Genomic DNA, 16,529 nt, shown 5'->3' with positions numbered 1-16,529 from the left:
CACGACCTCATAAAGCAAACCCACAAACATTCACCAGGGACGGAGACATGACAGAACCCATCAATAGCGTCCGCTCGCTGCCGTTCAGCATCGAACGTGAAGGCGGCATCGGCGAACTGGTGATCGACCAGCCGCCGGTCAATGCGCTCGACGCACGCGGCTGGCAAGCGCTTGCCGACGCAATCGACGCGCTCGGCCGCGACGACTGCGTGCACGTGATCGTGTTGCGCGGGGCAGGGCGCGGTTTTTGTGCGGGCGTCGATATCAAGGAACTGGCGGCGCATCCCGAACGGATCGTCGCGGTCAACGCCGGCAATTACGCGACCTTTCGCGCGGTGCACCGCAATCCGAAGCCGGTGATTGTCGCGGTGCATGGTTTCGTACTTGGCGGCGGCATTGGCATTTGCGGTGCGGCGGATGTGATCGTCGCATCCGACTGCGCGCGCTTCGGTGTGCCCGAGATCGACCGGGGCGCGATGGGCGGCGGCGCGCATCTGCAGCGCATGTTCGGCGTGCAGAAAGTGCGGGCGATGTATTTCACGGGAGACATGGTCGACGCCGCTGAAGCTTACCGGCTCGGCGCGGTCGAGCGCGTGGTGCCGCGCGAACAGCTGCGTGAAGCGGCGTTCGAGATCGCCCGCAAGATCGCCACGAAGAGCCCCGCGATGCTCCAACTCGCAAAAGAAGCGCTGAACGGCATCGAAGACGGCGATCTCGAAGACAAATACCGCTGGGAGCAGGGCTTCACCTTGCAGGCGTATATGACGAACGACTCGGCCGAAGCACGCTCGGCCTTCGTCGAAAAGCGCGATGCGCAGTTCAGCGAGGCCGAACGCAAAACCGGAGCGCGCGCATGAAGCTCGATTACACGCCGGCACAACGCGCGTTTCGCGCCGAGATTCGCAGCTGGCTCGCGGTCCACGTGCCGCGCGAGCCGCTGCCGAGCTTCGACACCGAAGCGGGTTTTGCCGCGCATCGGGAATGGGAGCGCACGCTGCATTCGGGCCGCTGGAGCATGGTGACGTGGCCGCGCGAATTGGGCGGACGCGGTTGCGATCTGATCGAGTGGCTGATCTTCGAAGAAGAATACTGGCGCGCGGATGCACCGATGCGCGTGAATCAGAACGGCATCTTCCTGCTCGGCCCGACCTTGATGGACTTCGGCACGGAAGAGCAAAAGGCCCGCTTTCTGCCGGCTATGGCAGCCGGCGAACACGTCTGGGCGCAGGGGTGGTCGGAGCCTAACGCGGGTTCCGACATGGCAGCGATCCGCGCGAGCGCTATTCGCACGGACGAAGGCAGGGGCGGCGAATACATCCTGAACGGGCAGAAGATCTGGTCGACTCGTGCGGTGTGGGCCGACTGGCTGTTCGGCCTGTTTCGCAGCGACCCGCAATCTACGCGTCACCACGGTCTGACATTTCTGATGGTGCCGCTCTCGACGCCTGGCGTTACGGTGCGGCCGATTCGCCAATTGAACGGCCACACCGGTTTCGCCGAAATTTTCTTTGACGACGTGCGGGTGCCGGTCGAAAACCGTCTCGCCGGCGAAGGCATGGGCTGGCAGGTCGCCATGGCAACGGCAGGATTCGAACGCGGCCTGATGCTGCGCTCGCCGGCACGCTTTCAACGCACCGCCGAAGCACTGCGCGCGCTCTATCTGGCCCATCGCACGCAAGCCGACCGCGATCCGACCTTGCGCGATCGGGTGATCAGCGCGTGGATGGATGCGCAGGCTTACGCGCTTTCCACCTACGCAACCGCGAGCCGTTTGCAGAAGGGCGGTCATATCGGTGCGGAGTCGAGCACGAACAAGGTGTTCTGGTCCGAACTCGATCTGCGTATGCACCAGACAGCGCTCGACATTCTCGGCGCGCACGCGGAGGTTGTGCCGCAAACGCAGGAGCAACACGCGGCGCTCGGCGCCTGGCTCGACGGTTTTCTGTTCGCGCAGGCCGGGCCGATCTATGCGGGCACCAACGAGATCCAGCGCAACATCGTCGCGGAACGGATGCTAGGCATGCCGCGCTCGTGATGCCGGTGCTGCGGGCGGTATGCAACCCGCTGCAGCTCGCATACAGACGCTTAAAGGATTGAGCGAGGAACTATGGATTTCGTATTCAACGAAGATCAGGAAGCGTTGGCGAGCAGCGTCAAGCGCTTTCTGATGACGGAGATGACGCCGGAGCTGATCCGCGAGTTGTGGAGCACGCCCACGGGCCGCTCGGAACGCATGTGGGACATGTTCGCCTCGCAAGGGCTGACAGCCGTGTCGGTGCCGGAACGTCATGACGGGATGGGGCTCGGTGAAGTGGAGTGGGCGCTGCTCGCGCAGACCTATGGCTACTTCGCGGGACCCGAGCCGTTGCTCGATACGGCACTCGTGGCCGTCGGCATGCTGGAAGGTTTGCCGACCAGTGCGCAACGCGACGCATTGTTGCGCGATATCGCGGCGGGTGCGGCGCGTGTGGCGATTGCGCATCCGGTGAATCCGTATGTCAGCGATGCGCACGTCGCGAAGGTTTTGTTATGTGAGCGGGATGGTGAATTGCACTGGCTCACGCCCGACGCTTGCCGGTTAAACGGGGTGGAGAGTGTCGATCCGTCACGTCGCTTATTCGAACTCGACTGGCGGGCCAGCGCGAGCACACGGGTAGCAACGGCCGCCGAGGCGCAGCCGTTGCTCGCGCGCGCGCTCGATCAAGGCGCGTTTGCGGTCGCCGCGCAGTTGCTCGGTCTCACGCAGCGCGTGCTCGATGTCGCAATCGACTACAGCGCGCAGCGCAAGCAGTTCGGCAAACCGATCGGCTCGTATCAGGCGCTCAAGCATCTGCTCGCCGATGTCGCGATCCGCTACGAGTTCGCGCGGCCCGTGGTGTATCGGGCCGCCTGCGCGATCGCGGACAACGACCCGAACCGGGCGCTGTACGTCTCACACGCGAAGCTCGCCGCCACCGCTGCGGCGCAGCTCGCCGCGCGCCACGCGATGCAGGTGCACGGCGCGATCGGCTACACGTGGGAGCTCGACTTGCAGATCTTCATGAAACGCATCTGGGCGCTTTCGGGCAGTTGGGGCGACATAACGTTTCACAAGGCCCGCGTGGCGGATGCGCTGATCGAGTCATGTGCTCCGATCGGACCGGCCCGTACTTTCGAACTGGAATCGCAATGAAACAGGCTTATATCGTCGACGCGTTGCGCACGCCGACCGGCCGCCGCAAAGGCGGACTCGCGCAGGTGCACGCCGCGGATCTTGGCGGCTTCGTACTGAAGGAACTGGTTGGCCGCAACGGCATTCCCGCTGATGAATACGACGACGTAGTGTTCGGCTGCGTCGATACGATCGGTCCGCTGGCGGGCAATATCGCACGCACCTGCTGGCTCGCCGCGGGCTTGCCGCTGACGGTGCCAGGCGTGACGGTGGACCGGCAATGCGGTTCGTCGCAACAGGCCGTGCATTTTGCTGCGCAAGCCGTGATGAGCGGCACGCAGGATGTGGTGGTTGCGGGCGGCGTGCAGACCATGACGCAGATTCCGATTTCGTCCGCGATGACCGCAGCTGAGCCGCTCGGGTTCACCGATCCGTTCTCGGGCAGCATCGGCTGGCGTGCGCGTTTCGGCGATGCGCCGGTCTCGCAGTTCCATGCGGCGCAGCGGATCGCGGATCACTGGAACCTGTCGCGCGAAGCGATGGAGCAGTACGCGCTCGAGAGTCACCGTCGCGCGTTGGCGGCAATCGAAGGCGGGTACTTTTCGCGCGAAATCGTGCCGTTTGCCGGCGTTGTCCATGACGAGACACCGCGCAAGGACACCACGCTCGCGAAGATGGCTTCGCTCGAACCGTTGATGCCCGGCGGCGCGTTGACGGCCGCCGTCTCGAGCCAGACCTGCGATGCGGCAGCGGCGCTGCTGATCGTCTCCGAGGATGCCCTCAAGCGTTACGGCCTCAAGCCGCGCGCCCGTATTCATCACTTGAGCGTGCTCGGCGACGATCCGCTGTGGATGCTCACTGCGCCGATTCCTGCGACACGTCACGCGTTGAAGAAGGCCGGCCTCACGCTGGACGACATCGACGTGGTGGAGCTGAACGAAGCGTTTGCCTCGGTGGCGCTGGCGTGGCTCGCTGAAACGCGCTATCCGCACGAGAAGACTAATCCGAACGGCGGCGCGATCGCGCTCGGTCATCCGCTCGGCGCAACCGGCGCGCGGCTGATGACGAGCCTGCTGCACGAACTCGAACGCACGCAAGGCCGCTACGGTTTGCAAACGATGTGCGAGGGCGGTGGTCTCGCCAACGTCACGATCATCGAGCGTCTGTAAGTGCATCACTGTCTACGAGGATCAAACATGGGAATCTGCAACGAACGCACCGTGATCATCACCGGCGCGGGTGGAGGGTTAGGCCGTGAATATGCGCTGGCGTTTGCCGCCGAAGGTGCGGCGGTGGTGGTCAACGATATTCGCCAGGAAGCCGCGCAAGCCGTGTGCGACGAGATTGCGCGTACCGGCGGCCGGGCATTGGCCAATGCCGACGACATTACGCGCATCGACACGGCGCAACGCATCATCGATGCCACGCACGAAGCCTTCGGCGAGATTCATGTATTGGTGAACAACGCGGGCATCTGCCGCGACCGGATGTTCACCAGCATGACCGAAGCCGATTGGGACGACGTGATGCGGGTGCATCTGCGTGGGCATTTCTGCCTTTCGCAGCTGTTGGCAAAGGAGTGGCGAGATGCGTCGAAGGCGGGGCGTGAGGTGGACGCGCGCATCGTCAATACGAGTTCGGGAGCGGGTTTGCAAGGCTCGATCGGGCAGGCGAACTATGGCGCGGCCAAGGCGGCCATCGCGGCTTTGACGCTGATGCAGGCCGCGGAGTTGCAGCGCTACGGCGTACGGGTGAACGCGCTGGCGCCGGCGGCGCGCACGTCGATGACCGAAGGCGTATTTGCCGAGATGATGAAAAAGCCTGCCAATGGCTTCGATTACTTCGATCCGGCGAACGTCGCGCCGCTGGTCGTCTGGCTCGGCAGTGCTGAATCGCGCGACGTGACCGGGCAGGTGTTCGAAGCGGCCGGCGGCATGATCGCCGTGGCCGAAGGCTGGCGCACGGGGCCGCGTATCGACATCGGCGCACGCTGGCAAGTCACGGCACTGGGTGGCGCGGTCGCGGCGCTGGTTGCAGAACGTGAGCCGGCGCAGCAAGTCTACGGAAGCTGACGCGATGAATCTCGCTCTTTCCGAAGAACAAACCATGATTCGCGATTCGGCAGCCGAGGTGCTGGCTGAGCGAAGTGCCTCGGCGGCGGTGCGGCAGGCGATTGAACATACCGCGGGTCGCGATGAGGGACTGTGGCGCATGCTCGCAGGGGAGCTCGGCTGGTGTGCGCTGACCGTGCCGGAAGCGGCGGGCGGTGCGGGGCTGGGCGCGATGGAGCTGGTGTTGCTGATGGAAGAGATGGGGCGGCGCCTTGCGTGCGTGCCCTACTTCGGCACGGTGTGTCTCGCGGCGACGGCGCTGGCGCAGTGTGAATCCGAGGCGACGCGTGCGTGGCTTTCGCGGATCGCAAGTGGTGAGGTGAGCGCGACGCTGGCGTTGCATGCTGAAGCTGGTTTTGATGCGCGTACGGTTTCGGTTTGCGCGGAAGAGACGGCTCACGGCTACCGTCTGTCGGGGACGCTGGCGCAGGTTGTCGATGGTGCGAGCGCCGATCTGTTGCTGGTGCCCGCCTTGATCGCGAACGAAGCGCAATCCATCGGGCTGTTCGAATTGAACTGCGCCGATCTTGCCGGTCTTGCCGGTCTCACTCGCACGCCACTTGTCACGCTGGATGCGACGCGTCCCTTGGCACGCGTCGAACTGAATGCCGTCGACGTGCCGCGCGAGGCGCTGCTGGTTTGTGGCCGTGAGGCGCAACGCGCGCTGTCTGACACTGCATGGTTTGCAGCATTGGCGCTGGCGGCGGAACAGCTCGGCGGCGCGCAGCAATGTCTCGATCTCACGCTTGCCTATACGGCGGAGCGTGTGCAATTCGGCCGCACGATTGCATCGTTTCAGGCAGTCAAACACCGTTGCGCGCAGATGATGGTCGAGATCGAGGCGACCCGCTCGGCTGTGCTCGGCGCGGCGCAGGCGTGGGACCAGATGCGCAATCAAATGCGCAATCAGCCAGGCGCTTCGTTACCACCGGACGTGCTAGCCGATATCGCCACAGCAAAAGCCACCGCCAACGACGCTTTTCGCTTTTGCGCTCAGGAAGCGATCCAACTGCACGGCGGCGTCGGTTTCACGTGGGAATACGACCCGCAACTGTATTTCAAACGCGCACAGGCGTGCAGCGCGCTATTTGGCACGACCGCGCAGATGCTGTGGTTTATCGCGGAGCAGGTGATTGACCGTAGCGAGACTTCGGGTGCAGCACTGCCAGTGCTGCCGCTACATGCCGACAACCACGCACAAGCCGTTCTCGCAGGAGTTCTCTGATGAACAGCCAAACGCAACAACAACGCTTGCGCGTAGAAGTCGCCGACTGGATGAGCACACATCTGAGCGGCGAATTCAACTGTCTGCAATACCGCGGCGGTCCCGGCGACGAAGAGGCCTATCCGGCATTACGCAAGAAATGGGAACGCGAACTGGCAAGCGGCGGCTGGACGGGTCTCGGCTGGCCGAAAGAACAAGGCGGCCGTGCAATGTCCGTCGCCGACCAGGTGATCTTCCACGAAGAGTACGCTCGCGCCGGCGGTCCGGGACGCATGGGTCATATCGGTGAGGGTCTGCTCGGACCGACACTGATTGCATGCGGCACCGAAGACCAACGCAAACGCTTCCTGCCCGGCATCCTGAACGGCACGCAGTTCTGGTGCCAAGGGTATTCGGAACCGGGCGCAGGTTCAGATCTCGCGAACGTCCGTACTCGCGCAATCCGCGACGAAAACGGCAACTGGCGCGTGCATGGCCAGAAAGTCTGGACCTCGCTCGCACACGATTCTGACTGGATCTTCGTGATTGCGCGTACCGATCCGGAATCGCGCGGCAATCGCGGATTGTCATTCCTGTTGATGCCGCTCGATCAATCCGGTATCGAGATTCGCCCGATCAAACAATTGAACGGCGGCGCTGAATTCAACGAAGTGTTCTTCGACGGCGCGCTCGCCGCTGCTGAAGATCTGGTCGGCTCCCCCGGCGATGGCTGGCGCATTGCCATGACGCTGCTCGGCTTCGAGCGCGGCATGTCCACGCTGGGTCAGCAGATGCAGTTCATCCGCGAACTCGAATGGGTGGTCGACGCAGCGCGTGAAGCGGGCGTCGCCAATGATCCGCTGATTCGCCAACGGATTGCGCGGGCCTGGAGCGGTTTGCGCGTGATGCGCTACAACGCGCTGCGCATGCTGGCCGGCGCCGATGCCGATGAAAGCGGCGTCGCATTGAGCCGTGAAGCGCTGATCTACAAATACTACTGGTCGAACTGGCATCGCGAGCTGGGCCAACTGGCGATGGATGTGCTTGGCCCCGACGCGAACCTGATCGACAGCGCCGACGCAAAACGCACCCGCCTGCAAGGTGTATTCCTCTTCTCGCGCGCCGATACGATCTACGCCGGCACCAACGAAATCCAACTGAACATCATGGCCGAGCGCGGGCTCGGCATGCCGAGAGAACCCCGAGGAACGCTATGAACGAGTCTCAAACGGTGCGGACCGCGCCTGCCTACGTACCGGGCCATCAACTGCTGGCCGGCAAATCTGTGCTGATTACGGCGGCCGCCGGTGTAGGCATCGGCTTTGCCGCCGCCAAACGCTGCGCGGAAGAAGGCTGCCGCGCGCTCTTCATCTCCGACATCCACGAGCGGCGCCTCGCGCAAGCAGTCGAAACATTGCGTGCGGAAACGGGCTTGCAAAAGATTTACGGGCGCCTGTGCAACGTCTCGGTGGAAGAGGATGTCCGCGCATTGGTGGCGGACGCCGAAGAGAAGATGCAAGGCGTCGACGTGCTGATCAACAACGCCGGGCTTGGCGGCGCGCGTCGCATCGTCGAAATGGACGATGCCGAATGGTCGCGCGTGATCGACATTAGCCTCACCGGCACCTTCCGCATGACGCGGGCGATGTTGCCGCATATGCAGCAGCGTGGCCGTGGCGTGATCGTGAATAACGCGTCGGTGCTTGGCTGGCGGGCGCAGGCGGAACAGGCGCATTACGCGGCGGCGAAGGCCGGTGTAATGGCGCTGACACGCTGCGCCGCGCTCGAAGCTGCGCCGTACGGTGTGCGCATCAACGCGGTGGCGCCGAGTATTGCGCTGCACGATTTTCTGAAGAAGTCGGCCTCGGCCGATCTGCTCGATCAACTGGCGTCGCGTGAAGCATTCGGACGCGCGGCCGAAGTGTGGGAGGTGGCGAACGTGATGGTGTTTCTGGGAAGCGATTACGCGTCATATATGACCGGCGAAGTGCTGTCGGTCAGCAGTCAGCACGCGTGATGGACGGCGTTATGGCTGAAATGCGGGCTGAAGTGTGTAGCAACCCGCAGCCGGTTCGCGTGTTTGCCCATCCGGACGAACTGGTCGCGGCGGTCGGCGAGCGGCTCGGCGAAAGCGCGTGGATGCAGATCGAGCAGGCGCGCATCGCGCTGTTCGCGGACGCCACGCTCGATCATCAATGGGTCCACGTCGACGCCGAACGCGCGCAACAAGGTCCGTTCGGCGGTTGCATCGCTCACGGCTTCCTGACCCTCTCGCTCGTCAATTTCTTTCTGCCGCAGATCGTACGGATCGACGGCGCGCGGCTCGGCGTCAATTACGGTTGCGACAAGATCCGCTTCCCCGCACCGGTGCGAGCCGGTGCACGCATTCGAGGCGTCGGTCAGTTGCTGCGCGCTGAAGCGATCGAGGGCGGCGTGCAAGCGTGGATTCGGGTGACCGTGGAAATCGAAGGCGAGACCAAACCCGGTTGTGTGGCCGACACCATCAGCCGCTATTACCTGTAGCAACCCGAAGAAGCCCGAAGAAACCTGTAGAACCCGTAGAGGAATAGTTCATGAACGAAGCGGTCATCGTCTCGGTTGCACGCACACCGATCGGCAAAGCGTATCGCGGCGTGTTCAACGACACCGACGCGCCCGCACTCGGCGGCCACGTGGTGCGGGCTGCAGTCGAGCGCGCACAACTCGATCCCACCGATATCGACGACGTGCTGATGGGCTGCGCTGCGCAGCAAGGTACCCAGGGCTACAACATCGGCCGGCTCTCGGCGGCTGCGGCGGGCTTGCCTGCTTCGGTGCCGGGCATGGCGATGGACCGGATGTGCTCGTCGGGCCTGATGACGATCGCGACGGCCGCGCAGAACATTCTGTGCGGCGACGCGCGGATCGTGGTGGCGGGCGGCGTCGAGTCGATCACGCTCACGCAGAACAAGCACAAGAATGCGTATCGCACGCGCTCGGACGCCGTGCTCGCACATCAGCCGGCTGCCTACATGGCGATGATCGAAACGGCGGAAATCGTCTCGCGCCGTTACGGAATCTCGCGTGCGGCGCAGGACGAATACGCACTGACGAGCCAGCAACGCACGGCCGAGGCGCAGGAGGCGGGGCGCTTCGACGAAGAGATCGTGCCGTTCGATGCGCAACGCGCGCTGTTCGACAAGGAGGGCAAGCTGGTCGGCCAAGAAAGCGTGCGGGCCACGCGCGACGAATGCAATCGCGCGGATACCAGCGCGGTCAGTCTGGCTGCGCTGAAGCCAGTCTGGAGCGGCGGTGAGGCGGTCGCACAGGGCGAGTTCATTACTGCCGGCAATGCGTCGCAACTGTCTGACGGTGCAGCGGCGGTCGTCGTGATGAGCGCTGCCGAGGCGAAGCAGCGCGATTTGAAGCCGCTCGGTATCTATCGCGGCATGGCCGTAGCCGGTTGTGACGCCGACGAAATGGGCATAGGTCCGGCGCTCGCGGTGCCGAAACTGCTGGCGCGTCATCGGCTGACGGTGGGCGACATCGGCCTGTGGGAGATGAACGAGGCGTTCGCGTGCCAGGTCATTTACTGCCGCGATCAGCTGCATATTCCGGCCGATCGTCTGAATGTAAACGGCGGCGCGATCTCGGTCGGCCATCCGTTCGGCATGTCCGGTACCCGCATGACGATGCACGGATTGCTCGAAGCGAGGCGGCGCGGTGTGCGCTATGTCGTCGTGACGATGTGCGTCGGCGGCGGAATGGGCGCCGCGGCACTCTTCGAAACAGCGGCGTAGACCGCGGTCGGAGCTTTGCATGGGATCGGAGTAGGCGTCAAAGCGCCAACGCCGATCGACAGGAGACAAAAAATGAAATCGACACTACCTGGCCTGCTGCTCTCAGCGGCCGTACTGGGCGCAGCGCTGTTTGCGTTTTCGCCCCGGCCGGTGCCGGCCTTTGCGGCGACCACCATTCAGGCCGATCGCCTGCAGATCAACGGGCTGGCCAAAGCCGGCACGCGGCTCGTCGCGGTGGGCGAGCGCGGCGTGATTCTCCTGAGCGACGATGCGGGCGCATCCTGGCGACGAGCCGCGATGGCGTCCGACGAAGCATCGGCGCTCACACAGGTGTTCTTCATTTCGCCGCGTACCGGTATCGCGGTGGGACACGACGGCTGGATCGTGCGCACCGTCGATGGCGGCGCGCACTGGAGCGAAGTGCGCTTCGATCGCAAGCATTCGGACCCGCTGCTCTCCGTGTGGGGCAATGCAGGTGGACTGGTGTTCGCGAGCGGCAGCTTCGGCCAATTGTTGGTCTCGCACGACGCGGGCGCCACCTGGTCCCAGCAAAAAACACCCGCCGACGATCGCCACCTGAATGCGATTGCCGGCGATGCAAGCGGCCGTCTGATGATCGCAGGCGAAACCGGTACGCTGCTGCGCTCGAGCGATAACGGCACGACCTGGGAGAAGCGCCCCGTGCCTTATCAAGGCTCGCTATTCGGCGTCCTGAAGCTGGCAGACGGCGACTGGCTCGCCTACGGTATGCGCGGCAATGTGCTGCGCAGCACCGATCAGGGCGACACGTGGACCCACATCGATAGCCGCATCGGCACCTCGTACTTCGGCGCGGCACAACTCGCCGACGGTGAACTCGTGCTGGTCGGCCAGGGTGGCGCGATCGTCACCTCGCGCGATAACGGACAGAACTTCGCGGTCCGCAAGGTGGGGGGCGTGCAGAGCCTCGCAACCGTGGTCGACGCCGGGCATGGCGAGCTTGCGTTGGGTGGAGAAGCGGGCATCGCCTTGCTGCCGGTATCGCCCGCAGTCCGAACGCTGCCCGCGTCTGCGCCTGCTGCGCCCAGCGCCTCACCTTCCTGAACGCGCGGCTTCGTTCGCCGACACTCCATAGCGCGCTCGCCGGCCACCGGTTCGCCACGCCCGCCGCGCTCCCCGTTGCCTTGCAGTGAGACGCATCATGAACGCATCGTTCCGTCCTTCTTCGTCCCGCCTTTCGCGTTTTGTCGAGCGTTGCGCCGACGCCATCATGCGGCACCGGCGCATCCTGTTGACGCTGTGTCTCGCGTTGACGGTCGCGCTGGGTTGCTCCGCGACGCGCTTGCGGCTCGACCCCGGGTTCAACAAGATGATCCCGATGCAGCACCCGTACATGCAGGTGTTCAACCGTTATGCGAGCGCCTTTCCGGGCGCGAATACGATTCTCGTGAGTCTGCGCTGGAAGGGTCACGGCGACATCTACAACCAGACGTTTATGGACGACCTGCGTCACGCGACCGATGACGTGTTCTTCATTCCCGGCGTAAATCGCTCACGCGTGTTCTCGCTGTTCACGCCGAACGTGCGTTATACGGAGGTCACCGAAGCGGGCTTTCGTGGCGACGTGGTCGTGCCCGGCCAGTTCAGCAGCGCGAATCCCGACGACCTTGCCAAGGTCCGCCGCAATGTCGCGCGTTCCGGACAGATCGGCAGGCTGGTCGGCAACGACCTGCATTCCGCGCTTATCCGTGCGGAGTTGCGCGAGACCGATCCTGTCACCGGCAAGCATCTGGATTACGGCGCGGTCGCGCGTCAACTCGAACAGATCCGTGCGCGCTATTCGAATCAGGATGTCGAGGTCGACATCATCGGCTTTGCGAAACTGGTGGGGGACGTGGAGGCGGGGATCAGCGGCGTGATCGGTTTCTTCGCGCTAGCGTTTCTGATTACCGCTGCGCTGCTGTTTGCTTATACGCGTTCGGCAAAGACCACGGTGCTCGCGCTGTTCGTCGCGTTGCTGCCGGTGGTGTGGTTGCTCGGCGCGTTGCCGATACTCGGTCTCGGCATCGATCCGATGTCGATCCTCGTTCCGTTTCTGATTTTTTCGATCGGTGTCTCGCATGCGGTGCAGATGACCAATGCGTGGAAGCAGGCGCTTGTTGCCGGCATGTCCTCGACCGATGCGGCACGCGACGCGTTTTGCAAGCTGTTCGTGCCGGGCACCGTGGCGTTGTTGACGAACGCGCTCGGCTTCATGGTGATCATGCGCATCCAGATCGAAATTGTGCGTGAGCTGGGTGTCACGGCGTGCCTCGGCGTGCTGCTGATGATCGTCACCAACAAGGTGTTTCTGCCGATCCTGTTGTCGTACACACGGCTCGAGGCCGGCACGCTGGCGCGTGCACAAAGCCGTGCGGCGCAAGGCGGCAGCCGCCTGTGGACGCGCTTCGCGATGTTTGCACGGCCCGCACCGGCGCTCGGCGTGTTCGTAATCGCGCTGCTGTTGCTGGCGTTCGGCGCGAAAGAGTCGCGCAATCTGCAGATCGGCGACATCGGCGCCGGCGCGCCCGAGTTGCGCAGCACGTCGCGCTACAACCTCGACAACGCGCGCATCACGAGCCAGTACAACATCGGTGTGGATGCGCTCGCCGTGATCGTCGAGACGACCGGCTTCGACGATGCCTGTCTGCATTACCCGGTGATGAGTGCGATCGAGCGCTTCGAGATGGAGATGCGCGGGGTGGCGGGTGTGCAGTCGGTGGTGAGCGTGCCTTCGCTCGCGAAGATTTCGATTGCTGCCTTCAACGAAGGCAATCCGCGCTGGGGCGCGCTGCCGCGTTCGAGCGATGGCCTCACGCAGGGCGCAAGCGCATTCGATCCTGACAACGGCATGAACACCGAGAATTGCCAGGCGATTCAGGTGTTGATCTACACCACCGATCACGAGGGCAAGACGATCGCGCACATCGTCGATGAAATCAAACGGCTGGCCGCGGAAGATCACACGCCGAATATTGCGTTCCGGCTTGCGGGCGGCAACGTCGGCGTGATGGCGGCCACTAACGAAGCGGTCGGCGAGGCCGAGGTTGCGATGCTGTTGTCGATATTTGGTGCGATTGCGTTGCTGTGCTTCGTGACGTTCCGTTCGTGGCGCGCGGTGTTGTGCATCGTAGTGCCGCTGACCGTGGTGTCGATTTTGTGCAATGCGGTGATGGCATGGCTCGGCATCGGCCTGAAGGTTGCCACGTTGCCGGTGATTACGCTGGGCGTGGGGGTGGGGGTCGACTACGGCATCTACCTGTACGAACGGTTGCAGCATGAGGTACGCGGAGGCGCCACGTTGCCCGAAGCGTTCGCGGCGGCGATGCGTCAACGCGGCACTGCAGCCTTGTTTACCGCGGTGACGATGTTCATCGGCGTGGGGACGTGGGCGTTTTCCGCGCTCAAGTTCCAGGTGGATATGGGCGTGCTGCTTGCCTTCATGTTCCTGGTCAATCTGTTCGGCGCGGTGTTCCTGTTGCCGGCGCTGGCGGCATGGCTTGGGGTGGAACGTGCGGAGCGGCGTGCGGGGGCTCGTAGTGCTACGCCGAACGTGGAACGGCTAGCTGAACTCCCTAGTCCGTCGGGACGATGAAAGCGAGGTGCGCCACGTCTATCGTCAGGCGTGAGCGCGGAGGTCGGCGCGCTTCGAAACAACACTGATGACGGCGGCTATTCAGACGCGCCGTCTATTCCATTGGAGGAGATAACAGATGTCCGCACGTCCCTACAGAATTGAAGCGCAGCCGCTGGTGCAGCGATATGCACGCGGCTGGCATTGTCTTGGCCTTGCCAGCGAATACAAGGATGGCAAGCCGCACACGCTGAACATTTTCGGCCAGCGCCTCGCTGCCTTCATGGATTCGCAGGGGCGCGTGAACGTCGTGGACGGTTTTTGCCCGCATATGGGCGGCGATCTGAGCACCGGCCGCGTGGATGGCGACACGCTGGTGTGTCCGTTTCACGGCTGGCAATGGGACGGCGACGGCAATTGCCAGTCGATTCCGTATTGCAAGCGGATCCCGCCGAAAGCGAAGATCGGCACATGGCAGACGTGTGAGCAGAATCAGTTGCTGTTTATCTGGCACGATCCCGAAGGCAATCCGCCGTCTGAAGAAGTGACGATTCCCCGCATTGATGCGTGTTTCTCGGGCGAATGGTCGGACTGGGTTGTCGACCTGATGACGATCGGCACCAACTGCCGCGAACTGGTCGACAACATCTCCGACATGGCGCACTTTGCAACCGTGCACGGCGCGCCGGTCGATTACTTCGCGAATCTGTTTGAAGGCCACAAGGCCACGCAACTGCTGGTTGGCCGCAGCGAACGCCTGGGTGACGACGAGCTGATTGCGCTGTCCACTTACTTCGGCCCTGCGTATCACATCACCGAGATGACAGGGCAGAGCGGCGGCCATCCGATTCACTCGATTCTGCTGAACTGCCATGTGCCGATCGACATGAACAGTTTCGAACTGCGCTACGGCGTGATGGTGAAGAAGGTGCCGGGTTTGTCGGACGAACAGAACATGGAGATTGCGCGCGCGTATTCGAAGCAGGCGCAAGCCGCGTTCTATGAAGACGTCGCGATCTGGGATTCCAAGACGCGAATCGACAATCCGCTGTTGTGCGAGGGCGATGGACCGTTGTATCAGATGCGCGACTGGTACTCGCAGTTTTACCTCGATGCGGCGGATGTGAGGCCGTCGAGTACGGCGAGGAAGGTGGTGGAGATCAAGGTGCGCGATGGCGGGGCGCCGCCGCCGCTACGGCACGTGTTCGAGGGATAAGATGATTGAGAAGGCGGTGCATGCACCGCCTTCAGGTTGCTGACTCCCCCACGTTTTTCGGAGCGTGGGGTTTTGTTTTTCAGCCCAGGCGGTTCGCGGCGTGAAGCGCGAGTATTGTGAGTCAATCAAGACCTATTGCGCTTGCGGGTTCGCCGCTGCAGTTTGCGTTGCCGGTTCCAGATAGTTCTGCTGGATCTTCTCCACGTTCACGTGCAGCACATCCACGAGATAGTGTTGCATTCCGCCGTATTGCTGATCGATCACTTCCATTGCTGCACCGATGTAATCCGGGTCGACCGCGAGCAGCGGCGCCAGGACGTCGGGCGCGACGCCGATCTTCTGCAACTGCGCGGTTGCTTGGGCGTTGCCCGCGGCGTTATAGCGATTCGACTCCAGGTAGTCGGCAATCACCGTTGCTCGATCGACACCCAGCGCTGACAGCAGCAGGACTGTCGCGAAGCCTGTGCGATCTTTGCCTGCGGTGCAGTGATAGAGCATGGTTTTATTGTCTTCGGCGAGCTTGAGGAAGCGGGCGAATTGCGCTTGATAGGTGCCTGGGAATTGCTGGTAGAGCGACACCATGAACTGATGCGTTTGCGCGGGCGTCGAGCGCTTGAGCATGGGGATGACGGTTTCCGGCGCGAGGTTGCCGGCGAGGACCGGGTCGGCTTGCCAGGGGAATTGGGAGGCGAAGGTTTGTTCAGCGGGTTTCTTTTCGCTTTCAGCGCGGAAGTCGAGGATAACGTCGAGGTGCATCGCCTTGAGTTTGGCGATGTCGGCTGGTGTGGCGAAGGCTGGGTTGCCGCTCCGGAAGAGGCGGCCGGGCTGGATTTGCCGGCCGTCTTTTGATGTTATGCCCGCCAGGTCGCGGGTGTTCTGGATTTTTTCCATCTGGATGTGCGGGGTTGGTTTGCCTGCGGTAGGGGCGGGCTGTGCGGCTATGGGGATCGCTATTGCTGTTAGCAGGGCACCGAGTGCTGCTAGTCTATATGGGGTGGGGTTCATGATTTTGGTTTGAGGGGAAAGGTTTTTTGCCTGCTCGGCGGTTGATTGTCAGTGTTCCTGGGGTGTTGGGTTTTCCTTGTTCTGGCTTTTGTGCCTTTCCTTGCTTTGTTAGTGGTCTATTAGCGTTCCCCCTGTGCGGGGGGGCACCTACTTTTCTTTGCCGGCTGCAAAGAAAAGTAGGCAAAAGAAAGCAGCTCAAACCGCTAATGCTAAGCGGGCACCGCAGTTTGCTGCGGGTAGTGGTGCGACTGGAATCTGGGTTCGTGCCCGTGCATACGCCAGTGACAAAGGCGTCATACTTCCGGCGGCGCTGCGCGCGCCGAAGAGCTGTTCATAAAACCGATCGCTGTGTTCTGGCGCTCACGTCTCGCCATCGAATTGTGGCTCTCTATTGGACTCTCATTACCGTCATCAGTGCGAGTGCGAGTGGAATGGCAATTGCAATTGCAATTGCCGCCACGGCTGTGGCTG

The 16,529-nt window shown here is 63.0% G+C and carries 14 protein-coding genes; 13 read left to right on the top strand and 1 reads right to left on the bottom strand.

Annotated elements, in window-relative coordinates:
- The first annotated feature begins 47 nt into the window (after nt 1-47).
- From R8871_RS09920 to R8871_RS09860, 13 genes are all read left to right on the top strand, one after another.
- Nucleotides 48-857, top strand: a complete 810-nt coding sequence (locus R8871_RS09920) for an enoyl-CoA hydratase family protein (protein WP_175050274.1) — start codon at nt 48-50, stop codon at nt 855-857.
- Nucleotides 854-2,035, top strand: coding sequence for an acyl-CoA dehydrogenase family protein (locus tag R8871_RS09915; RefSeq protein WP_175050273.1), 1,182 nt, complete (start codon nt 854-856; stop codon nt 2,033-2,035). Before R8871_RS09920 ends, R8871_RS09915 begins: the two co-directional genes overlap by 4 nt.
- A 72-nt stretch (nt 2,036-2,107) precedes the next feature.
- Nucleotides 2,108-3,172, top strand: a complete 1,065-nt coding sequence (locus R8871_RS09910; protein WP_175050272.1) for an acyl-CoA dehydrogenase — start codon at nt 2,108-2,110, stop codon at nt 3,170-3,172.
- Entirely contained in the window at nt 3,169-4,320 is a 1,152-nt protein-coding gene (locus R8871_RS09905; RefSeq protein WP_175050271.1) for an acetyl-CoA C-acetyltransferase, read from the top strand. Before R8871_RS09910 ends, R8871_RS09905 begins: the two co-directional genes overlap by 4 nt.
- A gap of 27 nt (nt 4,321-4,347) precedes the next feature.
- Nucleotides 4,348-5,223, top strand: a complete 876-nt coding sequence (locus R8871_RS09900; RefSeq protein WP_175050270.1) for an SDR family oxidoreductase — start codon at nt 4,348-4,350, stop codon at nt 5,221-5,223.
- Nucleotides 5,224-5,227: 4 nt separating this feature from the next.
- Nucleotides 5,228-6,487: an acyl-CoA dehydrogenase family protein gene (locus R8871_RS09895; protein WP_175050269.1), complete on the top strand. Its 1,260-nt coding sequence runs from the start codon at nt 5,228-5,230 to the stop codon at nt 6,485-6,487.
- Nucleotides 6,487-7,683 (top strand): acyl-CoA dehydrogenase family protein, encoded by a 1,197-nt coding sequence (locus tag R8871_RS09890; RefSeq protein ID WP_175050268.1) that lies wholly within the window; start codon nt 6,487-6,489, stop codon nt 7,681-7,683. The genes R8871_RS09895 and R8871_RS09890 overlap by 1 nt, the downstream gene beginning before the upstream one ends.
- Nucleotides 7,680-8,483, top strand: coding sequence for an SDR family oxidoreductase (locus tag R8871_RS09885; protein ID WP_175050267.1), 804 nt, complete (start codon nt 7,680-7,682; stop codon nt 8,481-8,483). The genes R8871_RS09890 and R8871_RS09885 overlap by 4 nt, the downstream gene beginning before the upstream one ends.
- 20 nt (nt 8,484-8,503) lie before the next feature.
- Nucleotides 8,504-8,989 (top strand): MaoC family dehydratase, encoded by a 486-nt coding sequence (locus R8871_RS09880; protein ID WP_175050696.1) that lies wholly within the window; start codon nt 8,504-8,506, stop codon nt 8,987-8,989.
- Between the two features lie 50 nt (nt 8,990-9,039).
- On the top strand, nt 9,040-10,245 hold the full coding sequence (locus tag R8871_RS09875) for an acetyl-CoA C-acyltransferase (protein WP_175050266.1): 1,206 nt from the start codon (nt 9,040-9,042) through the stop codon (nt 10,243-10,245).
- Nucleotides 10,246-10,317: 72 nt separating this feature from the next.
- A complete protein-coding gene (locus R8871_RS09870) occupies nt 10,318-11,328 on the top strand; it encodes a YCF48-related protein (RefSeq protein WP_175050265.1) in 1,011 nt (336 codons plus the stop codon).
- Between the two features lie 97 nt (nt 11,329-11,425).
- Nucleotides 11,426-13,858, top strand: coding sequence for an efflux RND transporter permease subunit (locus tag R8871_RS09865; protein ID WP_175050264.1), 2,433 nt, complete (start codon nt 11,426-11,428; stop codon nt 13,856-13,858).
- A gap of 118 nt (nt 13,859-13,976) precedes the next feature.
- Nucleotides 13,977-15,053 (top strand): Rieske 2Fe-2S domain-containing protein, encoded by a 1,077-nt coding sequence (locus tag R8871_RS09860; protein ID WP_175050263.1) that lies wholly within the window; start codon nt 13,977-13,979, stop codon nt 15,051-15,053.
- A gap of 132 nt (nt 15,054-15,185) precedes the next feature.
- On the opposite strand, the gene R8871_RS09855 is transcribed toward R8871_RS09860, so the two are convergent.
- Nucleotides 15,186-16,058, bottom strand: coding sequence for a tyrosine-protein phosphatase (locus tag R8871_RS09855; RefSeq protein WP_246287508.1), 873 nt, complete (start codon nt 16,056-16,058; stop codon nt 15,186-15,188).
- Between the last annotated feature and the right edge of the window lie 471 nt (nt 16,059-16,529).

The sequence above is a fragment of the Paraburkholderia sediminicola genome (assembly GCF_902859805.1).
Classification (GTDB): Bacteria; Pseudomonadota; Gammaproteobacteria; order Burkholderiales; family Burkholderiaceae; genus Paraburkholderia; species Paraburkholderia sediminicola.
This window is presented reverse-complemented; position numbering and strand designations above follow the sequence as displayed.

Excerpts from the sequence above, each read along its gene's own strand:
- R8871_RS09855 (WP_246287508.1), bottom strand. The coding sequence starts at position 16,058 with ATGAACCCCACCCCATATAGACTAGCAGCACTCGGTGCCCTGCTAACA.
- R8871_RS09905 (WP_175050271.1), top strand. The coding sequence starts at position 3,169 with ATGAAACAGGCTTATATCGTCGACGCGTTGCGCACGCCGACCGGCCGC.
- R8871_RS09890 (WP_175050268.1), top strand. The coding sequence starts at position 6,487 with ATGAACAGCCAAACGCAACAACAACGCTTGCGCGTAGAAGTCGCCGAC.
- R8871_RS09880 (WP_175050696.1), top strand. The coding sequence starts at position 8,504 with ATGCGGGCTGAAGTGTGTAGCAACCCGCAGCCGGTTCGCGTGTTTGCC.
- R8871_RS09915 (WP_175050273.1), top strand. The coding sequence starts at position 854 with ATGAAGCTCGATTACACGCCGGCACAACGCGCGTTTCGCGCCGAGATT.
- R8871_RS09875 (WP_175050266.1), top strand. The coding sequence starts at position 9,040 with ATGAACGAAGCGGTCATCGTCTCGGTTGCACGCACACCGATCGGCAAA.
- R8871_RS09885 (WP_175050267.1), top strand. The coding sequence starts at position 7,680 with ATGAACGAGTCTCAAACGGTGCGGACCGCGCCTGCCTACGTACCGGGC.
- R8871_RS09865 (WP_175050264.1), top strand. The coding sequence starts at position 11,426 with ATGAACGCATCGTTCCGTCCTTCTTCGTCCCGCCTTTCGCGTTTTGTC.
- R8871_RS09920 (WP_175050274.1), top strand. The coding sequence starts at position 48 with ATGACAGAACCCATCAATAGCGTCCGCTCGCTGCCGTTCAGCATCGAA.
- R8871_RS09910 (WP_175050272.1), top strand. The coding sequence starts at position 2,108 with ATGGATTTCGTATTCAACGAAGATCAGGAAGCGTTGGCGAGCAGCGTC.
- R8871_RS09895 (WP_175050269.1), top strand. The coding sequence starts at position 5,228 with ATGAATCTCGCTCTTTCCGAAGAACAAACCATGATTCGCGATTCGGCA.
- R8871_RS09870 (WP_175050265.1), top strand. The coding sequence starts at position 10,318 with ATGAAATCGACACTACCTGGCCTGCTGCTCTCAGCGGCCGTACTGGGC.
- R8871_RS09860 (WP_175050263.1), top strand. The coding sequence starts at position 13,977 with ATGTCCGCACGTCCCTACAGAATTGAAGCGCAGCCGCTGGTGCAGCGA.
- R8871_RS09900 (WP_175050270.1), top strand. The coding sequence starts at position 4,348 with ATGGGAATCTGCAACGAACGCACCGTGATCATCACCGGCGCGGGTGGA.